Source organism: Streptomyces sp. NPDC023157 (assembly GCF_055560575.1).
The window spans coordinates 76,103-96,756 of record NZ_JBVHIL010000012.1; the positions used below are offsets into that span (position 1 = coordinate 76,103).

At 71.3% G+C, this 20,654-nt stretch carries 20 protein-coding genes; 7 read left to right on the forward strand and 13 right to left on the reverse strand.

The window, feature by feature from the left end; translation table 11 throughout:
• Positions 1 to 27: 27 nt before the first annotated feature.
• Entirely contained in the window at positions 28 to 3,381 is a 3,354-nt protein-coding gene (locus ACZ3ZE_RS34115; RefSeq protein ID WP_467261811.1) for a hypothetical protein, read from the forward strand.
• A gap of 40 nt (positions 3,382 to 3,421) precedes the next feature.
• Complete coding sequence (locus ACZ3ZE_RS34120; protein ID WP_361171446.1) at positions 3,422 to 4,096, forward strand: pyridoxine/pyridoxamine 5'-phosphate oxidase; 675 nt, start codon at positions 3,422 to 3,424, stop codon at positions 4,094 to 4,096.
• A gap of 63 nt (positions 4,097 to 4,159) precedes the next feature.
• Here the strand turns inward: ACZ3ZE_RS34120 and ACZ3ZE_RS34125 are convergent, their stop codons facing one another.
• The 4 genes from ACZ3ZE_RS34125 to ACZ3ZE_RS34140 all read right to left on the reverse strand — a co-directional run bounded on the left by ACZ3ZE_RS34125 (position 4,160) and on the right by ACZ3ZE_RS34140 (position 8,842).
• The gene (locus ACZ3ZE_RS34125; RefSeq protein ID WP_361171443.1) at positions 4,160 to 6,031 is read right to left on the reverse strand and encodes an AMP-dependent synthetase/ligase; all 1,872 of its coding nucleotides are present in this window, start codon (positions 6,029 to 6,031) and stop codon (positions 4,160 to 4,162) included.
• 221 nt (positions 6,032 to 6,252) lie between these two features.
• Positions 6,253 to 7,044, reverse strand: a complete 792-nt coding sequence (locus tag ACZ3ZE_RS34130) for an ABC transporter permease (RefSeq protein WP_361171440.1) — start codon at positions 7,042 to 7,044, stop codon at positions 6,253 to 6,255.
• Positions 7,045 to 7,129: 85 nt separating this feature from the next.
• The gene (locus tag ACZ3ZE_RS34135; RefSeq protein ID WP_361626320.1) at positions 7,130 to 8,125 is read right to left on the reverse strand and encodes an ATP-binding cassette domain-containing protein; all 996 of its coding nucleotides are present in this window, start codon (positions 8,123 to 8,125) and stop codon (positions 7,130 to 7,132) included.
• Positions 8,126 to 8,170: 45 nt separating this feature from the next.
• The gene (locus tag ACZ3ZE_RS34140) at positions 8,171 to 8,842 is read right to left on the reverse strand and encodes a DUF4097 family beta strand repeat-containing protein (protein ID WP_361626317.1); all 672 of its coding nucleotides are present in this window, start codon (positions 8,840 to 8,842) and stop codon (positions 8,171 to 8,173) included.
• A gap of 250 nt (positions 8,843 to 9,092) precedes the next feature.
• Here ACZ3ZE_RS34140 and ACZ3ZE_RS34145 point away from each other — a divergent pair, with 250 nt between their 5' ends.
• A complete protein-coding gene (locus ACZ3ZE_RS34145) occupies positions 9,093 to 9,929 on the forward strand; it encodes a GbsR/MarR family transcriptional regulator (RefSeq protein WP_467261813.1) in 837 nt (278 codons plus the stop codon).
• A 112-nt stretch (positions 9,930 to 10,041) separates the two neighbouring features.
• Here the strand turns inward: ACZ3ZE_RS34145 and ACZ3ZE_RS34150 are convergent, their stop codons facing one another.
• The 3 genes from ACZ3ZE_RS34150 to ACZ3ZE_RS34160 form a co-directional block, all read right to left on the reverse strand.
• A complete protein-coding gene (locus ACZ3ZE_RS34150; RefSeq protein ID WP_361171428.1) occupies positions 10,042 to 11,370 on the reverse strand; it encodes a dicarboxylate/amino acid:cation symporter in 1,329 nt (442 codons plus the stop codon).
• A gap of 383 nt (positions 11,371 to 11,753) precedes the next feature.
• The gene (locus tag ACZ3ZE_RS34155; protein WP_361171425.1) at positions 11,754 to 12,020 is read right to left on the reverse strand and encodes a DUF4229 domain-containing protein; all 267 of its coding nucleotides are present in this window, start codon (positions 12,018 to 12,020) and stop codon (positions 11,754 to 11,756) included.
• An 84-nt stretch (positions 12,021 to 12,104) separates the two neighbouring features.
• Complete coding sequence (locus tag ACZ3ZE_RS34160; protein WP_467261815.1) at positions 12,105 to 12,671, reverse strand: hypothetical protein; 567 nt, start codon at positions 12,669 to 12,671, stop codon at positions 12,105 to 12,107.
• A gap of 167 nt (positions 12,672 to 12,838) precedes the next feature.
• On the opposite strand from ACZ3ZE_RS34160, the gene ACZ3ZE_RS34165 reads away from it, so the two are divergent.
• Positions 12,839 to 13,405 (forward strand): GNAT family N-acetyltransferase, encoded by a 567-nt coding sequence (locus ACZ3ZE_RS34165; protein ID WP_361171419.1) that lies wholly within the window; start codon positions 12,839 to 12,841, stop codon positions 13,403 to 13,405.
• Positions 13,406 to 13,441: 36 nt separating this feature from the next.
• Here the strand turns inward: ACZ3ZE_RS34165 and mqnE are convergent, their stop codons facing one another.
• Together mqnE and ACZ3ZE_RS34175 are read right to left on the reverse strand one after the other, a co-directional pair.
• A complete protein-coding gene (mqnE, locus tag ACZ3ZE_RS34170; protein ID WP_363290804.1) occupies positions 13,442 to 14,605 on the reverse strand; it encodes an aminofutalosine synthase MqnE in 1,164 nt (387 codons plus the stop codon).
• Between the two features lie 87 nt (positions 14,606 to 14,692).
• Positions 14,693 to 15,148: an Lrp/AsnC family transcriptional regulator gene (locus tag ACZ3ZE_RS34175; RefSeq protein WP_361171413.1), complete on the reverse strand. Its 456-nt coding sequence runs from the start codon at positions 15,146 to 15,148 to the stop codon at positions 14,693 to 14,695.
• Positions 15,149 to 15,261: 113 nt separating this feature from the next.
• Between ACZ3ZE_RS34175 and ACZ3ZE_RS34180 the strand changes: the two genes are divergently transcribed.
• Entirely contained in the window at positions 15,262 to 15,399 is a 138-nt protein-coding gene (locus tag ACZ3ZE_RS34180; protein WP_329421466.1) for a hypothetical protein, read from the forward strand.
• Here ACZ3ZE_RS34180 and ACZ3ZE_RS34185 read toward each other — a convergent pair.
• From ACZ3ZE_RS34185 to ACZ3ZE_RS34195, 3 genes are read right to left on the reverse strand one after another with little or no spacing between them, the layout of a single operon-like run.
• The gene (locus ACZ3ZE_RS34185) at positions 15,396 to 16,073 is read right to left on the reverse strand and encodes a UbiX family flavin prenyltransferase (RefSeq protein WP_361172102.1); all 678 of its coding nucleotides are present in this window, start codon (positions 16,071 to 16,073) and stop codon (positions 15,396 to 15,398) included. The two genes, ACZ3ZE_RS34180 and ACZ3ZE_RS34185, sit on opposite strands and share 4 nt — an antisense overlap.
• Positions 16,074 to 16,103: 30 nt before the next feature.
• Complete coding sequence (mqnP, locus tag ACZ3ZE_RS34190) at positions 16,104 to 17,006, reverse strand: menaquinone biosynthesis prenyltransferase MqnP (protein ID WP_361171410.1); 903 nt, start codon at positions 17,004 to 17,006, stop codon at positions 16,104 to 16,106.
• On the reverse strand, positions 17,003 to 18,454 hold the full coding sequence (locus tag ACZ3ZE_RS34195) for a menaquinone biosynthesis decarboxylase (protein WP_361171407.1): 1,452 nt from the start codon (positions 18,452 to 18,454) through the stop codon (positions 17,003 to 17,005). Before ACZ3ZE_RS34195 ends, mqnP begins: the two co-directional genes overlap by 4 nt.
• A 90-nt stretch (positions 18,455 to 18,544) precedes the next feature.
• Between ACZ3ZE_RS34195 and ACZ3ZE_RS34200 the strand changes: the two genes are divergently transcribed.
• Complete coding sequence (locus ACZ3ZE_RS34200; RefSeq protein WP_361171404.1) at positions 18,545 to 18,904, forward strand: PLD nuclease N-terminal domain-containing protein; 360 nt, start codon at positions 18,545 to 18,547, stop codon at positions 18,902 to 18,904.
• Positions 18,904 to 19,794, forward strand: a complete 891-nt coding sequence (locus ACZ3ZE_RS34205) for a LysR family transcriptional regulator (protein ID WP_467261817.1) — start codon at positions 18,904 to 18,906, stop codon at positions 19,792 to 19,794. Before ACZ3ZE_RS34200 ends, ACZ3ZE_RS34205 begins: the two co-directional genes overlap by 1 nt.
• Here the strand turns inward: ACZ3ZE_RS34205 and ACZ3ZE_RS34210 are convergent.
• Positions 19,691 to 20,620, reverse strand: coding sequence for a DMT family transporter (locus tag ACZ3ZE_RS34210; RefSeq protein WP_363290805.1), 930 nt, complete (start codon positions 20,618 to 20,620; stop codon positions 19,691 to 19,693). The genes ACZ3ZE_RS34205 and ACZ3ZE_RS34210 overlap by 104 nt on opposite strands.
• Positions 20,621 to 20,654: the final 34 nt, after the last annotated feature.

Here is a 20,654-nt window from a genome sequence, read left to right on the forward strand (position 1 = left end):
CGATGAACCCCCGGAGGGGAACCCACCTTGCAGCAGCACGCACGAGCGCGCACGCGGAAAGCGCTCGCCCTCGCCACCACCCTCGGCATCGCGGCCGGACTGACCGCGACGGTCACGGGCGGCCCGGCCTCGGCGGCTCCGGCCGCCACCACCGCGACCGACGAGGTCGTGGTCCCGGACCCGGGCCGGTTCAAGCCCCGCGGCGAGGAACTCGTCCAGGTCGGCCCCACCGGCTACCTCCACCGGCAAGAGGGGGCCAAGGACCTGCTGTGGACGGACGCGGCCACGGGCGCGACGAAGACCGCGTCCCCCCTGGCCGACGAAGGCCACTCCGGGCTCTACCTCGACCAGGGCGACGGCGGGCCCCTCGTCACCGACATCGCCACCGGCGCGACCACGCTGATCCCGATCCGCCCGGGGCTCCGCTGGTCGGACGCGTACACCGCCGACACCGCGGTGGCCGGCTCCGTGACGAACGGTGTCACCACCGGGCTCTCGCTGTTCTCGGCCGGGAACGGCGCCCCGGCCGAGCGCGTGGTGACCGGTGTCCCCGTCGACGGCATCGGCCTGACGCCGCTCGCCCAGGACTCCCGAGGCGCGGTCCTGCTCGGCAGGAACGCGGCCCATTACCTCGACTACGCCACCGCCACCCTCACCACGGTGGCCGGCTCCACGGGCGGTGACAACTTCCGCCTCTCCGCAGGGCACGTCCTGCGCTGGAAGAGCGGCACGGGCACCGTCTACACCACGCCCCGCGCGAACCCCTCGGCCGCACCCGTGGCGACCCAGGTCGCCGACCCCTCCGAGGGCCTGGTGAACATGGACTTCGCCGTGGTCGGCGACTGGGTCATCGCCGCCCGTTGGGTGCCGTACGAAAAGCAGCCGTACGTCCTCGGTGAGAAGCTCCGCGCCGTCCCCCTCGGCGGCGGCACCGCCAAGGAGCTGCTGCGCGGCGCCGAGGCCAAGCTGGGCTTCGCCCCTGACGGCAGCGTCCTCGCCGTCGGCGGTGAGAGCGCCACCGACTGGGCCGTCCGCCGCGTCACCCCCGGCGAGGACGGCTCCCCCACGCTGAGCACCGTCCGCGCCGTGCCCGAGGTCCCCGCGACGTACACCGGCCTGGCCCTCGGTGCCGGCCGGCTGAGCTACGTGAGCAACTCCTGGGGAGCGGACAACCCCGGGCTCTACGACGTCGACACCGACCTGACGGGCACGCCTTCCGCGGGCAAGCCCCGGCTGCGGCACACCATGCCCGGCACCACGGAGCCGGCGTTCCCGCAGACCGGCCTCCAGGCGCTCGGCGACGGCGACTCGGTCCTCTACGACCGCCGGGCCGGCACCTTCGTCTCGCCGCTCGCCACTTCCGGTTTCCGCCAGGCCATCCCGCCCAACGGGGGCCTGCCCGTGGCGGCCGCCGGCCGCTACGCGATGTCCGCGGGCAGCGGCAAGCACTACGTCATGAACCTCGACAACAGCGACCACTCGGGCCTCGAACTCACCGTCACCGGAGCCGCCGCCCTGTGGGCCGGCAAGGTCTGGAAGACCGCCGCCGTGGCCGGCCAGGTCAACTCCTACGACCTGGCCACCAGGTCGACCTCCGCCCCCGTCGACCTCGGCTCCGGCTGTGCCCCGACCGAACTCCAGGCGCTCGGCCGGTGGATCTACTGGGCGTGCGCGCCCGCCGGGAAGGCCGGCGTCTACGACCAGACGCTCAAGAAGAACGTGCCCGTCCCGACCGGCCAGGCCCTGCTGGGCGACGGTTACCTGGTCCGGCACGTGGGAGCCGAACTCCAGCTGACGGACACCGCCACCGGCGCGACCTCCCCGTTCGCGGACCTCCCGGCCGCCGCCTCCGGCACCGGGCGTGGCACGACGTGGACCGTCGACAAGTTCGGCGGGGGCGTCGCGTACATCGACTCCGCGAACGACATCCACGTCAAGCGGGTCGACCTGGCCCGCCAGGCGCTCGCCCCGCTCGACCGGACCGTCCCGGACCTCGACTTCCAGGGCGACGGCGTCGAGCCGACGGCAGCCCCCTGGTCCCCCGTGTGGCGCTTCTCGCGGCCCGTCGGCTCCTGGGACCTGCGGATCGCCAAGGGCAACGGCGAGGGTGTCCGCACCCTCAAGGGAACGACCGCCACCGGCACGTCGGTCCGCCCGCAGTGGGACGGCAAGGACGCCCTCGGTCGTGGCGTCGAGTCCGGCCAGTACCGCTGGGAGCTGGTCGCCCGTCCCCTCGACGGCGTCGGCCCCGTGCAGAGCATCTGGGGCGCCTTCAACATCACCGGCAGCTCCCTCACCACCCTTCCCGGCACCTACACCCCCGTCACCCCCGCCCGCCTCATGGACACCCGCTCCGGCCTCGGCGTCCCGAAGGCCAAGCTGGGGGCCGACGGCAAGGTTCTCCTGAAGGTGGCCGGCCAGGCGGGTGTGCCCGCCGAGGGGCTCAGTGCCGTCGTGCTGAACGTGACCGCGACCAACGCGACCGCGAGCAGCTTCGTCTCCGCGTACCCGCACGAGACGCAGCGCACCTCCGCCTCGAACCTCAACTTCAAGGCGGGCCAGACCAGCGCCAACCTGGTCACCGTGCCCGTCGTCGACGGCTGGGTCGAGTTCTACAACCGCGCCGGTTCGGTCGACCTGCTCGCCGACATCGCGGGCTACTACACCGAGGGCCCGGCCGGTTCGAGGTACCAGCCGGTCACGCCGAAGCGGCTCATGGACACCCGTAACGGGACCGGCGTCGCCAAGGCCAAGGTCGCCGCGAACGGGACCGTCACGCTGCCCGTCACCGAGCCGGGTGCCACGGCCGTCGTCATGAACGTCACCGCGACGAACCCGACGGCCACGAGCTTCGTCTCCGTCTACCCGTACGGGACCGCCCGCACCGCCGCGTCCAACCTCAACTTCACCGCCGGCCAGACCGTCCCCAACCTGGTCATCGTCCCCGTCAAGGACGGCAAGGTCACCTTCTACAACAAGTACGGCACCGTCGACCTCCTCGCCGACGTCGCCGGCTACTTCAAGAAGGACACCGGCTCCGTCTTCACCGGCATGCAGCCCAAGCGCCTCATGGACACCCGCGACGGCACCGGCGTCGCCCAGGGCAAGATCGGGGCCGGCAAGACCGTCAGCCTGGCGGTCGGGTACAAGTACTCCGCCGTCGTCCTCAACGTGACCGCGACCGGCCCGACGGCCACCGGCTTCGTCTCCGTCTACCCGTACGGGACGACCCGTACCGCCGCCTCGAACCTCAACTTCGTCGCCGGCCAGACCGTCCCCAACCTCGTCGTCGTCCCCGTCAAGGACGGCAGGGTCACCTTCTACAACCACTCCGGCACCGTCGACCTCATCGCCGACATCGCCGGCTACTACACCGGCTGACACCGGCACCACACCCCCGCGGGGCCTCATGATGGGCGGCATGAACACGAGCCAGTCGCCCTTCATCGAGGCCCTGCGGTCGTCCCGGGTCTGGGACACCGAACTGCCCGCCTTCGACCCCGACACCGCGCCCGCCGAGCCGCTGCCGCTCTTCCACGCGTGGTTCGTCTCCGCCGTCGAGGCCAAGGCCGTGGAGCCGCACACCATGGCGCTCGCCAGCGTCGACGCGGACGGGCGGCCGGACGTGCGGATCGTGATGCTGCACGACGCCGACGCGCGCGGCTGGCACTTCGCCTCGCACGCGGGCAGCGCCAAGGGGCGGCAGCTCGCCGCGCGGCCCGAGGCGGCGCTCACCTTCTACTGGCCGGTCCAGGGCCGCCAGGTCCGGGTCCGGGGCAGGGTGGCCACCGGGACGCCCGAGGAGGCGTACGCCGACCTCCACGCCCGCACCCCCGGCGCTCTCGCCTCCGCGCTCGTGGGGCACCAGAGCGAGGTGCTGGACTCGACGCGGACCCTCGCCGAGGCGAGCGCCGCCGCCTGGGAGCGGGCCCTGCGGGAGCCGGAGGCCGACGCGCCGAGCTGGACGCTGTACGTGGTCGAGCCGGCCGAGGTGGAGTTCTTCCAGGGCGACGAGCGGCGGCGGCACGTCAGGCTCCGGTACCGGCGGACGACGGACGGCCCCGGCGGCTGGGAGCGCGAACTGCTCTGGCCCTGAAGGGGTTTCGCGCCTTGGCCCTGAGCGGGTTCTGAGGGCTCGCCCGGCGGACCGGGACCGCTCTCACCCCTCGTACATCGCGTCGATCTCCCGCCCGAAGTCCCTCAGGACGGCGCTGCGCCGCAGTTTCAGGGACGGCGTCAGGTGTCCGCCCGCCTCCGTCCACTCCCGCGTCAGGATGCGGAACGCGCGGATCGACTCGGCGCGCGACACCAGCCGGTTGGCCTCGTCGACGGCGCGCTGGACGAGGGCGGTCAGCTCCTCGTCGCCGGCCAGTTCCCACAGGGCGAGGTGGTCCTTGTGGCGCATGTGGCGCCAGTGGAGCAGCCCGTCGTGGTCGAGGGTGATGAGCGCGGTGACGTACGGGCGGCCGTCGCCCAGGACCATGCACTGGGCGACGAGGGGGTGGGCGCGCAGCCAGTCCTCCAGCGGGGCGGGGGCGACGTTCTTGCCGGCGGAGGTGACGATGATGTCCTTCTTGCGGCCGGTGATGCGCAGATGCCCCTCGTCGTCGAGGGCGCCAAGGTCGCCGGTGGGGAACCAGCCCTCGTCGGTGTACGGCAGGGCGACCCCGCGCTGGGCGTCCCAGTAGCCGGCGAAGACGTGGCCGCCCTTGAGCCAGATCTCGCCGTCGTCGGCGATGCGGACGGCCGTGCCGGGCAGCGGGCGCCCCACGGTGCCGGGGCGCGGTCCGCCGAGCGGGGTGACGGTGGTGGCGGCGGTGGTCTCCGTCAGGCCGTACCCCTCGTAGACCTCGATGCCCGCCCCGGCGAAGAACTCGGCGAGCCGCGCGCCGAGCGCCGAGCCGCCGCAGATGACGTGCCGGACGCGCCCGCCGAGCGCGGCCCTGATGCGCCGGTACACGAGCGGCTCGTAGAGGGCGCGGGCGGCGCGCAGGCCGAGCGAGGGGCGGGGGGCGTGGCCGTAGCGTTCGGCGACGCGGGCGGCGCGGTCGAAGGAGGCGGCGCGGCCGGAGCGTTCGGCGGTGGCGCGGGCGGTGTGGAAGACCTTCTCCAGGACGTACGGGATGGCCAGGAGGAAGGTCGGCTGGAAGGTGGCCAGGTCGGCGAGGAGTTCGTCGCTCTCGACGGAGGGGGTGTGGCCGACCTTCACGCGGGCGCGGACGCAGCCGATCGCGACCATGCGGCCGAAGACGTGGGAGAGCGGGAGGAAGAGGAGGGTGGCGGCGGGTTCGTCGCTGAGCGCCTTGAAGACGGGGTGGAGGAGGCCGACGGCGTTGTCGACCTCGGTGAGGAAGTTTCCGTGGGTGAGGGCGCAGCCCTTGGGGCGGCCGGTGGTGCCCGAGGTGTAGACGAGGGTGGCGAGGGTCTCGGGGGTGAGCAGCCCGCGGCGGGCGGTGACGGCCTCGTCGGGGACGTGCGCGCCGGCCTTGCGCAGCTGGTCGACGGCGCCGGTGTCGAGCACCCAGAGCTGGGCCAGCGAGGGCAATTGGCGCCGCTCGGCGGAGACCAGGCGCGCCTGGGCCGGGTCCTCGACGACGCAGGCGGCGGCGCCGGAGTCCTGGAGGATCCAGCGGGTCTGGTACGCGGAGGAGGTGGGGTAGATCGGGACGGTGATGAGGCCCGCGGCCCAGGCCGCGAAGTCGATGAGGGTCCACTCGTAGCGGGTGCGGGCCATCAGGGCGAGCCGGTCGCCGGGCCGCAGCCCCTGGGCGATGAGCCCCTTGGCGACGGAGTGCACCTCGGCCGCGAAGGTGGCGGCGGTGACGTCGGCCCAGTCGCCGTCGGGCCGCTTGCGGGCGAAGAGCACGGCCGTCGGCTCCTCCCGGGCGGTGCTGTACGGGAGGTCGGCGAGCGAGCCGCGCCGTACGGGCGGCACGAGCGCGGGTACGGACGCCTCGCGTACGGTCCCGTCGACGCGGACCAGCGAGGGCGGTGCCGTACCGCGGAGGGGCGGCGACTCGGAGACGGGCACGTGCGGCTCCTCGGGACGTCGAGAACCGGACAGTAACCTTACTTTCGAGTAAATCTAGGGTGCCGCAAGGGATTTGGACAGATCCGCGTGCAGGCCGTTCGCCCCGGGGACGCCGAAAGGGCGGCGTGCTCCGGCGCGTTGCCGGGGTACGCCGCCCTGGGGCGGTGCTGGTGGGTGGTGCCTGGTGGCTGGTGGCGATCCGCCGTCACGGCGGGCGCCGGCTACCGGGGGTCCTGGTTGAACTTCGACGTCGACCAGAAGTAGCCGAGGACCACGAGGCCGACGCACCAGGCGACCGCCAGCCAGCCGTTGGCGCCGACCTCCGTGCCGAGCAGCAGACCGCGCAGGGTCTCGATGGCCGGGGTGAAGGGCTGGTACTCGGCGATCGGCCGGAACCAGCCGGGCATCGACTCGACCGGCGTGAACGCGCTGGACAGCAGCGGCAGCAGGATCAGCGGCATCGCGTTGTTGCTGGCGGCCTCGGCGTTCGGGCTGACCAGGCCCATGCCGACCGCGATCCAGGTGAGCGCCAGGGAGAACAGCACGAGCAGTCCGAAGGCGGCCAGCCACTCCAGGGCGGTGGCGTCGGTGGAGCGGAAGCCGATGGCCACGGCGACGGCGCCGACCAGGACCACGCTCGCCACCGACTGCAGCACGCTGCCGACGACGTGCCCGACGAGCACCGACGGACGGTGGATGGCCATCGTGCGGAAGCGGGCGATGATGCCCTCGGTCATGTCGTTGGAGACCGAGACCGCGGTCCCGATCGTGGTGCTGCCGATCGTCATCAGGAGCAGACCCGGGACGAGATACGCGAGGTACGCGGAGCGGTCCGGGACGCCGCCACCGAGGCCCGCGCTCATCGTGTCGCCGAAGATGTAGACGAAGAGGAGCAGGAGCATGATCGGGGTGAGCAGCAGGTTCAGCGTCAGCGACGGGTAGCGGCGGGCGTGGAGCAGGTTGCGGCGCAGCATCGTGGCCGAGTCGCGCACGGCGAGGGAGAGGGAGCTCATCGGACGTCCTCCTTGGACGGGACGGGACGGGGTAGGGCAGGGCGGGGCGGGCGGGGCGGGCGGGGCGAGGTCGGGCGGGGGCGGGTCAGGCGCGCGGGGCCGGCTGGGTCGGCAGCGTGGCGCCGGGGCCGGTGCCGAGGCCGGCTCCAGGACCGGTCAGGGCGAAGAACACGTCGTCCAGGTCCGGGGTGTGCACGGTCAGTTCGGCGGCCTCGACGCCGGCCGCGTCCAGCCGGTCGAGCAGGACGCGCAGGGCGCGCTGACTGCCGTCGCTGGGCGCCTGGAGGGTGAGCGACTCGTCGTCCGGCAGGACCTCGCCGAGGGCGAGGGCGGCGGTCCGGTAGGCGGCCGGGTCGGTGAAGCGGAGCCTGACGTGGCCGCCGGGGACGATCCGCTTGAGCTCCTCGGCGGTGCCCTCGGCCGCGATCCGGCCGTCGTTGAGGACGGCGATGCGGTCGGCGAGCTGGTCGGCCTCCTCCAGGTACTGGGTGGTGAGGAAGACGGTCACGCCGTCGGCGACGAGGCCGCGGATGATCTGCCACATGGTGTGCCGGGAGCGCGGGTCGAGGCCGGTGGTCGGCTCGTCGAGGAAGATGATCCGCGGGCCGCCGACCAGCGTCATCGCGATGTCCAGCCGCCGCTTCATGCCGCCGGAGTAGGTGGAGGCGGGCTTCTTCGCCGCCTCGGTGAGGTCGAAGCGCTCCAGGAGTTCCGCGGCGACCCGCCGGCCCTCGCGCTTGGGCAGGTGGTGCAGGTCGGCCATGAGGAGCATGTTCTCCTCGCCGGTGATCAGCCCGTCGACGGCGGAGAACTGCCCGGTGACGCCGATCGAGGCGCGGACCTTCTGCGGGTCGGACGCGAGGTCGTGGCCGGCGACCCGGAGGGGGCCGCTGCCCGCGTCGGCGGAGATCAGGGTGGAGAGGATCTTCACGGCGGTGGTCTTGCCGGCCCCGTTCGGGCCGAGCAGGGAGAAGACCGTGCCTTCGGGGACGGCGAGGTCGATGCCGTCGAGGACCGGCTTGTCCCCGTAGGACTTGCGCAGCCCGTGCGCCGCGATGGCCAGGTCGGTGGTGCCGGTCATGAGGGGTACTCCTTCACGCTGCGGGGTGGGGGTGGGCGTCGGGGGTCAGAGGCTGCGGGCGGTGATGTCGCCGTACGCGGTGGTGGCGCGGATGTTCAGTTCGGCGGCGGCGCCCTCGGTGTTGCGGAGCGCGTTGTCGACGCGGCCGTGGCCCGTACCGGCGTCGAGGGTGGCGGAGGCCCCGCGGGCGGCGCCGATCTCGATGTCGCCCTTCTCGGTGCGCAGTTCGACCGCGCCGCGCACGGCCTCGGTGACCCTGATGTCGCCCTGCCGGGTGCGGAGTTCGGCCGGGCCGTTGAGGCGGCCGACCGTGATGTGCCCGTCCTGGACGCCGATCCGGGCGCTCGCGGCCTCGTCGAGGGTGACCGGGCCCTGCGCGGTCTCCAGGACGACGTCCCCGAGCGGGCCGGTGCCGCGCAGTTCGCCCGCGGCGACCTCGGCCTCGACGCGGGAACCGGCCGGGAGCTGGACCGTCACCTCGACCTCGCCGGAGCTGCCGAGGAGCTTGTGCTCGGCCTCGGGGGCCGCGATCCGCAGCACTCCGTCGGCGAAGACGATCTCGATCCGCTCGGCGGCCTTCACGTCGCGGCCCTTGGCGGCGTTGGCGGGGCGGACCTCGACGGTGGCGTCCTTCCGGTCGGCGGCGATGAGCTCGACGCGGCCGGCGGGGATGTTCAGGACGGTGGTGGTCGGGGCGGTGGTGGCGAAGTTCTGCATGGTGTTCTCCGGTGACTCTCTGCCGTGCCGTCGGCGTTTCCGACATTGGAAAAGCTACGTTGCGTTCGACATCTCATCAACACCTTCGTTGCGTGGAATCGATATCACCGCAGGTCATAGCAGTAATTTCGTTGCAACTGAGATGGATTTAACGCAACGTCAGCCCCTCTTCACGTTGCAATGAGAGTGGAGTGAACGCTATGCTGAGCACGTCAGGCAGCACGAAAAGGGCACAAAGAGGGAGACCGCGATGCCGGGAGGCAGACTCACCCAGCAGGAACGTCAGCAGATCGCGCTGGGACTGGGCGACGGCCTCGCCTACGCGGAGATCGCCAGGCGCCTCGACCGCCCCACCTCGACCATCACGCGCGAGGTCATGCGCAACGGCGGCCCCACCTCCTACCGCGCCGACCTCGCCCAGCGTGCCACCGAGCGCCGCACCCACCAGCGCCGGCAGACCACACCCCGGGGGCGGGGGGCGGCGCCGCAGACCCACGGGCGCGACCCCGAGGCCGTACGGGAGTACGAGGAGACGTTCACGACCCTCCTCATGGCGCAGGGCCTGCCCAAGATGATGGCCCGGGTCCTCATGGCCCTCTACACCAGCGACTCGGGCAGCCTCACCGCGTCCGAACTCGCCCAGCACCTCCAGGTCAGCCCGGCGTCGGTCTCCAAGGCCATCACGTTCCTCGACGGCCAGGGCCTCGTCCGCCGGGAGCGCGACGAACGCCGCCGCGAGCGCTACACCGCCGACAACGACGTCTGGTACCACGGCACGATCGCCGGCGCCCGGGCCAACCTCCAGCTCGCCGAGACCGCGCGTCAGGGCATCGGCATCCTCGGCCCCGACACCCCGGCCGCCGCCCGCCTGGAGACCATCGCCCGCTTCGTCGACTTCATCGGCGAGAGCCTGATGCGCGCCGCCGAGCAGGCCCGCGACATCCTCTACTCGCAGCCGGGCACGGGCCCGGACACGGGCCCGGACACGGACGCGGACACGGGCGGGGACCCGGACGCGGACACGGGCGAGGCCCCGGACGCGCCCGACGCGCGAGCGGACGCCAAGCCGGACCCCGACCGCACCTAGCCGGACCCCCGTCCCGTACGGCCGGATCCCCACCCCGTACGGCCGGAAAAGCCGTGAGGCCCATGCCCCCTCCTCGGGGGCATGGGCCTCACGTACGCGGTGCGGTGGGGCGTCAGGCCGCGACCGCGACCTTCTGCTCGGTGGCGCGGGTGTCCACCAGGTCGTCGACCGGGGAGGCCGAGGCCGACTCGTACGCGGCGAGGTCGAGGATCTTCTCGCGGGAGGCGACGAGGACCGGGACCAGGGCCTGACCGGCGACGTTGGTGGCCGTGCGCATCATGTCCAGGATCGGGTCGATGGCCATCAGGAGGCCGACGCCCTCCAGCGGGAGGCCGAGGGTGGAGAGGGTCAGGGTCAGCATGACCGTCGCACCGGTGAGGCCGGCGGTGGCCGCCGAGCCGATGACCGAGACGAACGCGATCAGCAGGTACTCCTTGACGCCCAGCTGCACGTCGAAGATCTGCGCGATGAAGATCGCGGCGAGCGCCGGGTAGATCGCGGCGCAGCCGTCCATCTTCGTGGTGGCGCCGAACGGCACGGAGAAGGAGGCGTACTCCTTCGGGACGCCGAGGCGCTCGGTGACGCGCTGGGTGACCGGCATGGTGCCGACCGAGGAGCGGGAGACGAAGGCCAGCTGGATGGCGGGCCAGGCGCCCTTGTAGAACTGCAGCGGGTTCAGCTTGGCGACGGTCGCGAGGAGCAGCGGGTAGACGCCGAACAGGACCAGGGCGCAGCCGATGTAGACGTCGGCGGTGAACGTGGCGTACTTGCCGAGCAGGTCCCAGCCGTAGTTCACGATGGCCTTGCCGATGAGGCCGGCGGTGCCGATCGGGGCGAGCCGGATGACCCACCACAGGGCCTTCTGCAGCAGCTCCAGGACGGACTCGGAGAGGGAGAGGATCGGCTGGGCCTTCTCGCCCAGCTTCAGGGCGGCGATGCCGGCGACGGCGGCCATGAAGACGATCTGGAGGACGTTCAGCTCGGTGAACGGCGTGATGACGTCCGTCGGGATGATGCCGGTCAGGAAGTCGATCCAGCTGCCCTGGTGCTCGGGCAGCTTGCCGTCCTTCGGCGTGAGGCCGGTGCCGGCGCCGGGGTTGGTCAGGAGGCCGATCGCGAGGCCGATGCCGACCGCGATCAGCGAGGTGATCATGAACCAGATCAGGGTCTGGGCGGCCAGCCGGGCCGCGTTGTTCACCTTGCGGAGGTTGGTGATCGACACCAGGATCGCGAAGAAGACGAGCGGGGCGACGGCCAGCTTGAGCAGCTGGACGAAGATGCCGCCGACCTGGGTCAGGGTCTCCTTCAGCCAGCCGATGTCCTGGCTGCGGGCGAGCCAGCCGAGCAGGACACCGATGACGAGACCGGCGACGATCTGGGCCCAGAACGGGACCTTGGGTATACGGGACTTCGCCACGGGCGCGGACGAGGACGCGGACACGGACACACTCCAGCGGTGCGTATCGGGAAATACGGGGACGGGGGTGCGGCACCCGCGCTCGAAGCGCGGACCGCTGCATGATGCCGGGTTGGACTCAGCGGCAACAGACCGCGGACATACAGGGGGTCCCCCCTGAACGAGCGAAGCCGAGTGATCGGGGGAGGCACAGATCGACGTGCAGGCGTGCGACGAGCGGGGGGCTCGCGGCATGGGGGAGGCGCACTGCTGTCTTCATGTCGAACACGTTAACACTTGAACTTTGAGATCCTCAAAGGTGTTCTTTGGGTTCGAAACGAAGAAAACCCCGGGCGGGAGCCTTCGAAGGCTCCCGCCCGGGGCGGAGTGTGCGGGGTGTGAGCTTGCTTACGCGGCCTTTACGGCGCTCAGACCGCGTCCTCGGCGGAGCGGTTCGCGTCGAGCCGGCCCTTGGCGCGGTCGACCTTCTCGACGATCTGGACGCTCATCGCGTCGCGCTCCTTGCGCAGCAGCACGAAGCTGAGCGGCGCGGAGATGACCACCGAGAGCAGCAGGACCCACAGCAGGTTGGAGTCGCCGAGGCCGCGCGGCAGCACGCCGACGTAGACCAGGCCCCACAGCGCGAGGAAGCTGCCGGCGAAGATGCCGAGGCGCATCAGGGTGTAGCGGAGCATGTCTGTTCCCTCCCATACCGGACGAGCGTCCCTCCAGTGAAGCACGGGGAGGGACGCTCGCGGGGACCGGGGTGTCGTCGGCGGTCAGATCAGCCAGCGGTGCTCGCGGACCAGGCGCAGCCGGGCCCAGCGCCCGCCGAGGCCGTAGTAGCTTCCGGCGCCGGTGGCGGCGGTGATCAGCAGCACCAGGGCGATCATCCAGTGGTCGTCCATGAAGGGGTTGGCGCCGGGCCAGAGGGTGACGAGCCACATGAAGGCCATCATCAGCGTGCCCGAGGCGGCGGCGACCCGCATGCCGATGCCGAGGATCATCGCGGCGCCGACGCCGAGCAGGCCGAGCATGAAGAGGGTGTCCAGCCACCAGGCGCCCGCGACCGAGTCGAAGAGGTGGGCGAAGGGGCCGGTGGTGCCGTGCAGCAGGAAGCCCTCGGTCGGGCGTCCGCCGCGGATCCAGGCCCCGGCCGACGGGGTGGCCTTGCCGAGCCCGAAGGTCTTGTCGAGGAAGGCCCACAGGAAGAAGAAGCCGGTGAGGACGCGGGCGACGGCGAGCAGGGCGCGGACGCGGCCCGAGCGGACGAGGACGTCGTCCTGGCTTCCGGGTCGGCCGGCGGTGCCGCGGAGGGTGTGACGTTCCGGCGTGTGGACGGCCATGGCTACATGCCTTCTTCCCTGGTCAGGAGCCCGGAGACCGGAGCTCGTGAATGCATTCACAAGCTACTCCGCCACTTATCCCCCGCCGACAGGCGAAGGTCCCGATCCGGACGTCCAAAGGTCGGAACTCCTTGAGCGCTCCACCAGGTAAGAGATAAATTCCCCCCATGACCCTTACTTTTGAGCTGGATCCGCCCGTCGGCCCCGCCCTGCGCGACGGGGTGCTCGACCTCTGGGCGGACGTCTCCCACGCAGGCGGCGCCGTCGGCTTCGTCCCGCCCGTGACCCGCGAGGAGATCCGGCCCGCGCTGCTCACGCACCTGGTGGGGATGGCCCGGGGCACGACCCGGCTGCTCGTCGGCCGCGTGAACGAGGGCCCAGAAGGCACAGAAGGCGCCGAGGGCGCGGGCGAGGTCGCCGCCACCGCCTTCTTCACGTACAACAGCCACCCCCTGATGACGCACTGGGTGTGGCTGTACACGGTGATGGTGCACCCCCGACACCAGGGCAAGGGGTACGGGCTCGACCTGATGGCCGCGGTCGAGCGGGCCGCGCGGACCGCCGAGGGCTTCGAAGGCATCGAGGCCGTCCGGCTCACCTGCCGGGGCGGCACCGGCGTCGACGCCTTCTACGCGCGGGCCGGCTACAAGGAGGTCGGCCGCGTCCCGGCCGCCGTCCGGGTCTCCCCGGGCGACGACCGCGACGAGATCGTCATGCTGCTGCCGCTCACCTAGGGAGCAGCGGCAGCGGCGGCAGCGGGCGAGGACGGATCAGAAACGCATCAGCTGCGGGGCCTCGCGCCGCTCCGCGTCCGGGCCCGGGTACTCGCGGATGATCTCGTAGCGCGTGTTGCGCTCGACCGGCTTGAAACCGGCGTCCCGGATGAGCTCCAGCAGGTCCTCGCGGCCCAGCTTGTTCGGGGTGCCGTAGTTGTCGGCGTCGTGGGTGATCTTGTACTCGACGACCGAGCCGTCCATGTCGTCGGCGCCGTGCTGGAGGGCCAGCTGCGCGGTCTGGACGCCGTGCATGACCCAGAAGACCTTGACGTGCGGGACGTTGTCGAAGAGCAGCCGCGAGACGGCGAAGGTCTTCAGGGCCTCGGCCCCGGTGGCCATCGTGGTGCGGGCCTGCAGCTTGTTGCGGACCTTGCCGTCCTTCATGTCCACGAAGTCGTGCTGGTAGCGCAGCGGGATGAAGACCTGGAAGCCGCCGGTCTCGTCCTGGAGCTCCCGCAGCCGCAGCACGTGGTCCACGCGGTGGCGCGGCTCCTCGATGTGCCCGTACAGCATCGTGGCCGGGGTCTTCAGGCCCTTCTCGTGCGCGAGCCGGTGGATCCGGGACCAGTCCTCCCAGTGGGTGGCGTGGTCCACGATGTGCTGCCGGATCTCCCAGTCGAAGATCTCGGCGCCGCCGCCGGTCAGGGACTCCAGACCGGCCTCGATCAGCTCGTCGAGGATCTCGGAGGCCGACAGGCCCGAGATGGTCTCGAAGTGGTGGATCTCGGTGGCGGTGAAGGCCTTGAGCGAGACGTTCGGCAGCGCCTTCTTCAGCTCGGAGAGCGAGCGCGGGTAGTAGCGCCAGGGCAGGTTGGGGTGCAGCCCGTTGACGATGTGCAGCTCGGTGAGGTTCTCGTTCTCCATCGCCTTCGCGAGGCGCACGGCCTCCTCGATGCGCATGGTGTACGCGTCCTTCTCGCCCGGCTTGCGCTGGAAGGAGCAGTAGGCGCAGGAGGCGGTGCACACGTTCGTCATGTTCAGATGACGGTTCACGTTGAAGTGCACCACGTCGCCGTTCTTGCGGGTCCGGACCTCGTGGGCCAGTCCGCCGAGCCAGGCGAGGTCGTCCGATCCGTACAGGGCGATGCCGTCCTCACGGCTCAGCCGCTCGCCGGCGAGGACCTTCTGCTCCAGCTCCCGCTTGAGCCCCGCGTCCATACGGATGCCTCCTCTTTCTCCGAAACCAGGCGTGCCAACCGTACTCCCCCACCCTTCGGGCGGGAGGGGCCCCCATGCCGCTTCGCGTCAGCTCTCCTCAGGCAGATCCCCGACCCGGTTCTCCCACTTCGTGGAGAGCACGATCGTCGTACGGGTCCGCGACACGCCCTTGGTCCCGCTCAGTCGCCGGATCGTCTTCTCCAGGCCGTCCACGTCGTCGGAGCGGACCTTGAGCATGAAGGAGTCGTCTCCGGCGATGAACCAGCAGTCCTCGATCTCGGCCAGGTCCTTCAGGCGGCGCGCCACGTCCTCGTGGTCGGCGGCGTCGGAGAGCGAGATGCCGATGAGGGCGGTGACGCCGAGGCCGAGCGAGGCGGCGTCGACGGTGGCGCGGTAGCCGGTGATGACACCGGCCGCCTCGAGTCGGTTGATGCGGTCGGTGACGGAGGGGCCGGAGAGCCCGACGAGCCGGCCGAGCTCGGCGTACGAGGCCCTGCCGTTCTCGCGCAGAGCCTGGATGAGCTGCCTGTCCACGGCGTCCATAGGTATGAAGCCTTCCATTGTCCAGCGATACCGCGAGTTTAGGTATAGAATCTAAGGTACACAGGGGAGACGCCCTGTGAATCTTTCAGCAGATCAAAGACGATCTTTCAGGAGTGGTGTTCACCGTGTACACGATCGAGATGGCCTACGCCCGTATGCGCGAGCTGCAGGAGATGGCCAACCGCTCGCGTGCCCACCAGTCGACCCCCGCCTCGAAGCGCGCCGCGAAGAAGCGCGCCAAGAAGCGCTAATCAGCGGGACGGAGGGCTCCACCGAGCTCTCCCTCCCAACGGCGGTACAGCACGTGCGGCACGCCTGCCGCGTCGAGCACCCGCCCGGCGACGAAGTCCACCAGATCCTGGATGTGCGTCGCCCCCGCGTAGAACGCCGGAGAGGCGGGCAGCACCACTGCGCCCGCCTCGTCCAGCGCCACCATGTGCTTCAGGGTCTGTCCGTTCAGCGGGGTCTCCCGCACCGCGACCACCAGCGGACGCCGCTCCTTGAGCGTCACGCTCGCCACCCGCTGCAGCAGGTCCTTCGAAAGCCCGAGCGCGACCCCCGCCACCGCGGCCGTCGACGCCGGCACGATCAGCATCCCCTTCACGGCGTACGAGCCGGAGGACGGCCCGGCGGCCAGATCCCCGGCCGCCCAGTACCGCACGTCGTCCAGGCCGCCCGGCACGTCGAAGGTGTCCGGCTTCCCGTCGGCGCCCCGCGCCAGCCACGTCGCCAGGTCCTCGCGCCAGTGCGCGTCCCGGAAGGCAATCCCCGTCTCGTCGAGCAGCGTCAGCCGCGAGGCCCGCGACACGACCAGATCGACGCTCTCCCCGGCCGCGAGCAGCCCCCGCAGCACGGCGGCGGCGTACGGCGTCCCCGACGCCCCCGACACCCCGACGACCCACGGACGACGCTGCTGCTTGTTCACCTGCTCCACGCCGACGAGCCTATCCGGCCCTTACAGGGACAGCCCGCGCACCAGCAGGTCGAGCAGCGCGCACAGGAACAGGCAGACGCCGATGAAGCCGTTCGTGGTGAAGAACGCCCGGTTCAGCCGCGACAGGTCGTGCGGCTTCACGATCGAGTGTTCGTAGCAGAAGGCCGCCGCCACGATCACCAGACCGGCCCAGAAGAAGACACCCGCGTCCGTCGCCAGCGCGTACCAGACCAGCAGGCCCGTGGTCACCACGGCCGAGGCGCGGGCGCCCCACAGCGCGGCGGGGATGCCGAAGCGGGCCGGGACGGACATCACGCCGTGCGCGCGGTCCGCCTGGACGTCCTGGCAGGCGAAGATCAGGTCGAAGCCGCCGATCCAGATGCCGACCGCGAGGCCCAGGATCACCGCGTCCCAGGACCACTCGCCACTGACCGCGAGCCACGCCCCGATGGGGCCGATGGCCTGGGCGAGGCCCAGGATCGCGTGCGGGAAGTTGGTGAACCGCTTGCCGTACGGATAGACCACCATCGGGATCACGGCGAGCGGCGCGAGCGCCAGACAGAGCGGGTTGAGCAGGGCCGCCGCGCCGAGGAAGACGACGACGGCGACACCGGCGCCGGTCCACGCCGAGCGCACCGACACCGCGCCCGTGACCAGCTCGCGCTGGGCGGTGCGCGGGTTACGGGCGTCGATCTCGCGGTCGATGATCCGGTTGCAGGCCATCGCGAAGGTGCGCAGCCCCACCATGCAGACCGTCACCAGGAACAGGGTCCACCAGTGGATCTCCCGGTCCAGCTGGTACATCGCGGTCAGCGAGGCGATGTACGCGAAGGGCAGCGCGAAGACCGAGTGCTCGATCATCACCAGGCGCAGGAACGCCTTCGCCCGTCCCGGCTGCGCGCCGGGCACCGCGGCCGTGGTCACAGCCCGTACTCCTTCCAGCGGCGGTCCACCAGGGCCGCCGTCGCCGGGTCCGACTCGACCATGTCCGGCCAGCCACCGTCGCGCGTGTAGCCCTCCTCGGGCAGCTTCTTCGTCGCGTCGATGCCGGCCTTGCCGCCCCAGAACTGCTGGTACGAGGCGTGGTCCAGATGGTCGACCGGGCCCTCGACGACCGTGAGGTCACGGGCGTAGTCGGTGTTGCCGAGGGCCCGCCAGGACACCTCGTGGAGGTCGTGGACGTCGCAGTCGGAGTCCACCACGATGATCAGCTTGGTCAGCGACATCATGTGCGCGCCCCAGATGGCGTGCATCACCTTCTGCGCGTGCTTCGGGTACTTCTTGTCGATCGAGACGATCGCGCAGTTGTGGAAGCCGCCCGACTCCGGCAGGTGGTAGTCGACGATGTCCGGGACGATGATCTTCAGGAGCGGCAGGAAGAACCGCTCGGTCGCCCGGCCCAGCGGGCCGTCCTCGGTCGGCGGGCGGCCGACCACGATCGACTGGAGCAGCGGACGCTTCCGCATGGTGATGCAGTCGATCTTCAGCGCCGGGAACGGCTCCTGCGGCGTGTAGAAGCCGGTGTGGTCGCCGAACGGGCCCTCGGGCAGCGTCTCGCCCGGCTCCAGCCAGCCCTCGATCACGACCTCCGCCTGCGCGGGGACCTGGAGCGGGACGGTCTTGCAGTCGACCATCTCGATCCGCTTGCCCTGCACGAAGCCGGCGAAGAGGTACTCGTCGATGTCGCCCGGCAGCGGAGCCGTCGAGGCGTACGTGACGGCCGGCGGGCAGCCGAAGGCGATGGCGACCGGCAGCCGCTCGCCGCGCTTCGCGGCGACCGCGTAGTGGTTGCGGCTGTCCTTGTGGATCTGCCAGTGCATGCCGATGGTGCGCTTGTCGTGCCGCTGGAGGCGGTAGAGGCCGAGGTTGCGGATCCCGGTCTCGGGGTGCTTGGTGTGGGTGAGGCCCAGGTTGAAGAAGGAGCCGCCGTCCTTCGGCCAGGTGAACAGCGCCGGCAGCAGGTCGAGGTCGACGTCGTCGCCGGTCAGGACCACCTCCTGCACGGGGGCGTCCTTCACCTTCTTCGGCGGCACGTGGACCATCGAGCCCAGCTTCCCGAAGGCCTCGCGGACCCCGACGAAGCCGTGCGGCAGCTCGGGCTTGAGCAGCCCGCCGATCTTCTCGGAGATCTCCTCGTAGGACTTCAGGCCGAGCGCCTTGAGCAGCCGCCGGTCCGTCCCGAAGACGTTCATCGCGAGCGGCATGGCGGAGCCCTTCACGTTCTCGAAGAGCAGCGCCGGGCCTCCCGCCTTGTTCACGCGGTCGACGATCTCCCCGACCTCCAGGTACGGGTCGACTTCGGCCTTGATGCGCTTGAGGTCGCCCTCGCGCTCCAGCGCCCTGAGCAGCGAGCGGAGATCGTCGTAAGCCATACGGGCAAGTATCGGGCACCGGCTACGCTGGCCGTGTCACCGGGGCCGTCGAAACGCGCTCCCGCCGCTGCTTCCAGGGGGCTGTCCCACATGCTCAGGGCGTTGATGTACATCCTGCCGCTGGCGCTGACGATCTACGCGTTCATCGACTGCCTCAACACCCCCGAGGAAGAGACCAAGCACCTGCCCAAGGTGGTCTGGGTCATCATCATCCTGCTCTTCTGGATCGTCGGCCCGATCGTCTGGTTCGCCGCCGGCAAGCAGCGCCGGGCCGCGGCCCGCGGCGGCACGGGCTGGGTCGCCCCCGACGACAACCCCGAGTTCCTGAAGTCGCTCCGCGAGGAGAAGCGCCCGGACGACGACTCCCGCCTCAAGGACTGGGAGGCCGACCTGCGCCGCCGCGAGGAGGAGCTGAAGCGCCGCGAGCGGGGCGAGGAGACCGAGAGCTGATGGAGCTGCGGCTCCTGGTCACCTTCGAGAAGGTGGCCACCGTCCTCTCCTTCACCCGAGCGGCGGCGGAGCTGACCTACGCGCAGTCCAGCGTGACGGCCCAGGTCCGCGCCCTGGAGTCCTCCCTCGGCACCGAGCTCTTCGAACGCCTCGGCTCCCGCATCCGCCTCACCGAGGCCGGCACCCGCCTCCTCCCGTACGCCCGGCAGATCATCGAGCTCGCCGAGGAGGCCCGGGCCGCGGTCACGGCGACCGACGAGCCGGCCGGCACGATCGCCGTCGGCACCATGGAGTCGCTCACCTCCTACCGGCTGCCGCCGCTCCTGGAGCTCTTCCACCACCGCTACCCGAAGGTGCGGCTGACCCTGCGCCCGACGCTCGGCGACGCGACCCGGCGGGCGCTGCGGGAGGGCACGTACGACCTGGGGCTGCTGATGGAGCCGGAGACCCGGCACGAGGGCCTGGAGAGCGAAGTCCTCGGCGAGGAGCGGCTGGTCCTGGTCGCGGCACCGGGCCACCCCCTCGCCGACCGCACCGCCCTGACGGCGACGGACCTGGCGGCGCAGCCCCTGGTGGGCCCGGAACCGGGCTGCGCCTACCGCGACCTGTTCGAGTCCCACCTGGCCCCGCACTCCCCCTCGTTCCTGGAATTCGGCACGATCGAGGCGAGCAAGCGGGGTGTGGCCGCGGGCCTGGGGATCGCGCTGCTGCCCCGGATCACCGTCGCCGAGGAGCTGGCGTCCGGGGCGCTGACGGCGCTCGACTGGGAGCCGCCGTTCACGCTGTTCACGCAGATCGCGTGGCGACGGGGGAAGCGCCTTCCGCCCCACGTCGGCCTGTTCGTGGAGCGGGCCCGCCGCCTGTTCCGCGAGTCACCCGGTTCACCCTGAGACTCGCGAGCACGATCAAGGGGACGCCCAGCGCCTGCACGACCCCGATGTGGTGCCCGTACACGAGCCAGTCGACGAGCATCGCGACGGCGGGGTAGGTGAAGGCGAGCACCGCGATCCGGGCGGTCGGCAGCTTGGCGTACGCCGCGTACATGAGGACGTACATCACCCCGGTGTGGAGGAGCCCGAGGCCGACGAGCCACGCCCAGCCCGCCCCGAGCCCGGCGGCCTCGCCGAGGTCGGCGAAGGGCAGCAATAGCGGGATGCCGACGGTGACCTGGACGAGCGCGATCAGATGCGGCCGGACCCCGCTGATCCGCTTGGTGACGACGGTGGACAGCGCGTAGAGCACGGCGGCGGCCAGCGCGAAGCCGAGTCCCTTGAGTGAGGCGGTGTCCCCCGGCCGCACCCCCGACACCAGCACGAGCCCCGCGAAGGCGACCCCGAGCCAGCCCACCTTGGCCGCGCTGATCCGCTCCCGCAGGACGACGGCGCCGAGCAGCACCAGGAAGAACGGCTGGGTGTGGTAGACGACGGTGGCGAAGGAGATCGAGGTGGCCTCGTACGCCTCGAAGAGCAGCACCCAGTTGAAGACGATGAACGCCCCGCCGAGCGCGGCGAGCCCCAGCTTCCGCGGCGTGAGCCCGTGCCCGGTGAAGAACCCCCGCGCCAGGCTGTACGCCCCGAGCGCGACCGCCCCGAACACGCACCGGAAGAACACCACGGTGAAGGGCGAAGCCCCCGACTCGACGACGAAGACGCCGAGGGTGCCGGACAGCACCATGGCGAGGGTCAGTTCGAGGGTTCCCCTGGTCTCGTTTCTCATGGGACCGACGCTACGAATCCGGGGCGGGGACGGT

Bases quoted from the DNA above. Each gene is read 5' to 3' on its own strand.
- ACZ3ZE_RS34175 (WP_361171413.1), bottom strand. From the start codon at position 15,148: ATGGACGCCGTGGACAGGCAGCTCATCCAGGCTCTGCGCGAGAACGGC.
- ACZ3ZE_RS34200 (WP_361171404.1), top strand. From the start codon at position 18,545: ATGCTCAGGGCGTTGATGTACATCCTGCCGCTGGCGCTGACGATCTAC.
- ACZ3ZE_RS34195 (WP_361171407.1), bottom strand. From the start codon at position 18,454: ATGGCTTACGACGATCTCCGCTCGCTGCTCAGGGCGCTGGAGCGCGAG.
- ACZ3ZE_RS34165 (WP_361171419.1), top strand. From the start codon at position 12,839: ATGACCCTTACTTTTGAGCTGGATCCGCCCGTCGGCCCCGCCCTGCGC.
- ACZ3ZE_RS34155 (WP_361171425.1), bottom strand. From the start codon at position 12,020: ATGCTCCGCTACACCCTGATGCGCCTCGGCATCTTCGCCGGCAGCTTC.
- ACZ3ZE_RS34210 (WP_363290805.1), bottom strand. From the start codon at position 20,620: ATGAGAAACGAGACCAGGGGAACCCTCGAACTGACCCTCGCCATGGTG.
- ACZ3ZE_RS34205 (WP_467261817.1), top strand. From the start codon at position 18,904: ATGGAGCTGCGGCTCCTGGTCACCTTCGAGAAGGTGGCCACCGTCCTC.
- ACZ3ZE_RS34135 (WP_361626320.1), bottom strand. From the start codon at position 8,125: ATGACCGGCACCACCGACCTGGCCATCGCGGCGCACGGGCTGCGCAAG.
- ACZ3ZE_RS34160 (WP_467261815.1), bottom strand. From the start codon at position 12,671: ATGGCCGTCCACACGCCGGAACGTCACACCCTCCGCGGCACCGCCGGC.
- mqnE (WP_363290804.1), bottom strand. From the start codon at position 14,605: ATGGACGCGGGGCTCAAGCGGGAGCTGGAGCAGAAGGTCCTCGCCGGC.
- ACZ3ZE_RS34120 (WP_361171446.1), top strand. From the start codon at position 3,422: ATGAACACGAGCCAGTCGCCCTTCATCGAGGCCCTGCGGTCGTCCCGG.
- ACZ3ZE_RS34145 (WP_467261813.1), top strand. From the start codon at position 9,093: ATGCCGGGAGGCAGACTCACCCAGCAGGAACGTCAGCAGATCGCGCTG.
- ACZ3ZE_RS34130 (WP_361171440.1), bottom strand. From the start codon at position 7,044: ATGAGCTCCCTCTCCCTCGCCGTGCGCGACTCGGCCACGATGCTGCGC.
- ACZ3ZE_RS34140 (WP_361626317.1), bottom strand. From the start codon at position 8,842: ATGCAGAACTTCGCCACCACCGCCCCGACCACCACCGTCCTGAACATC.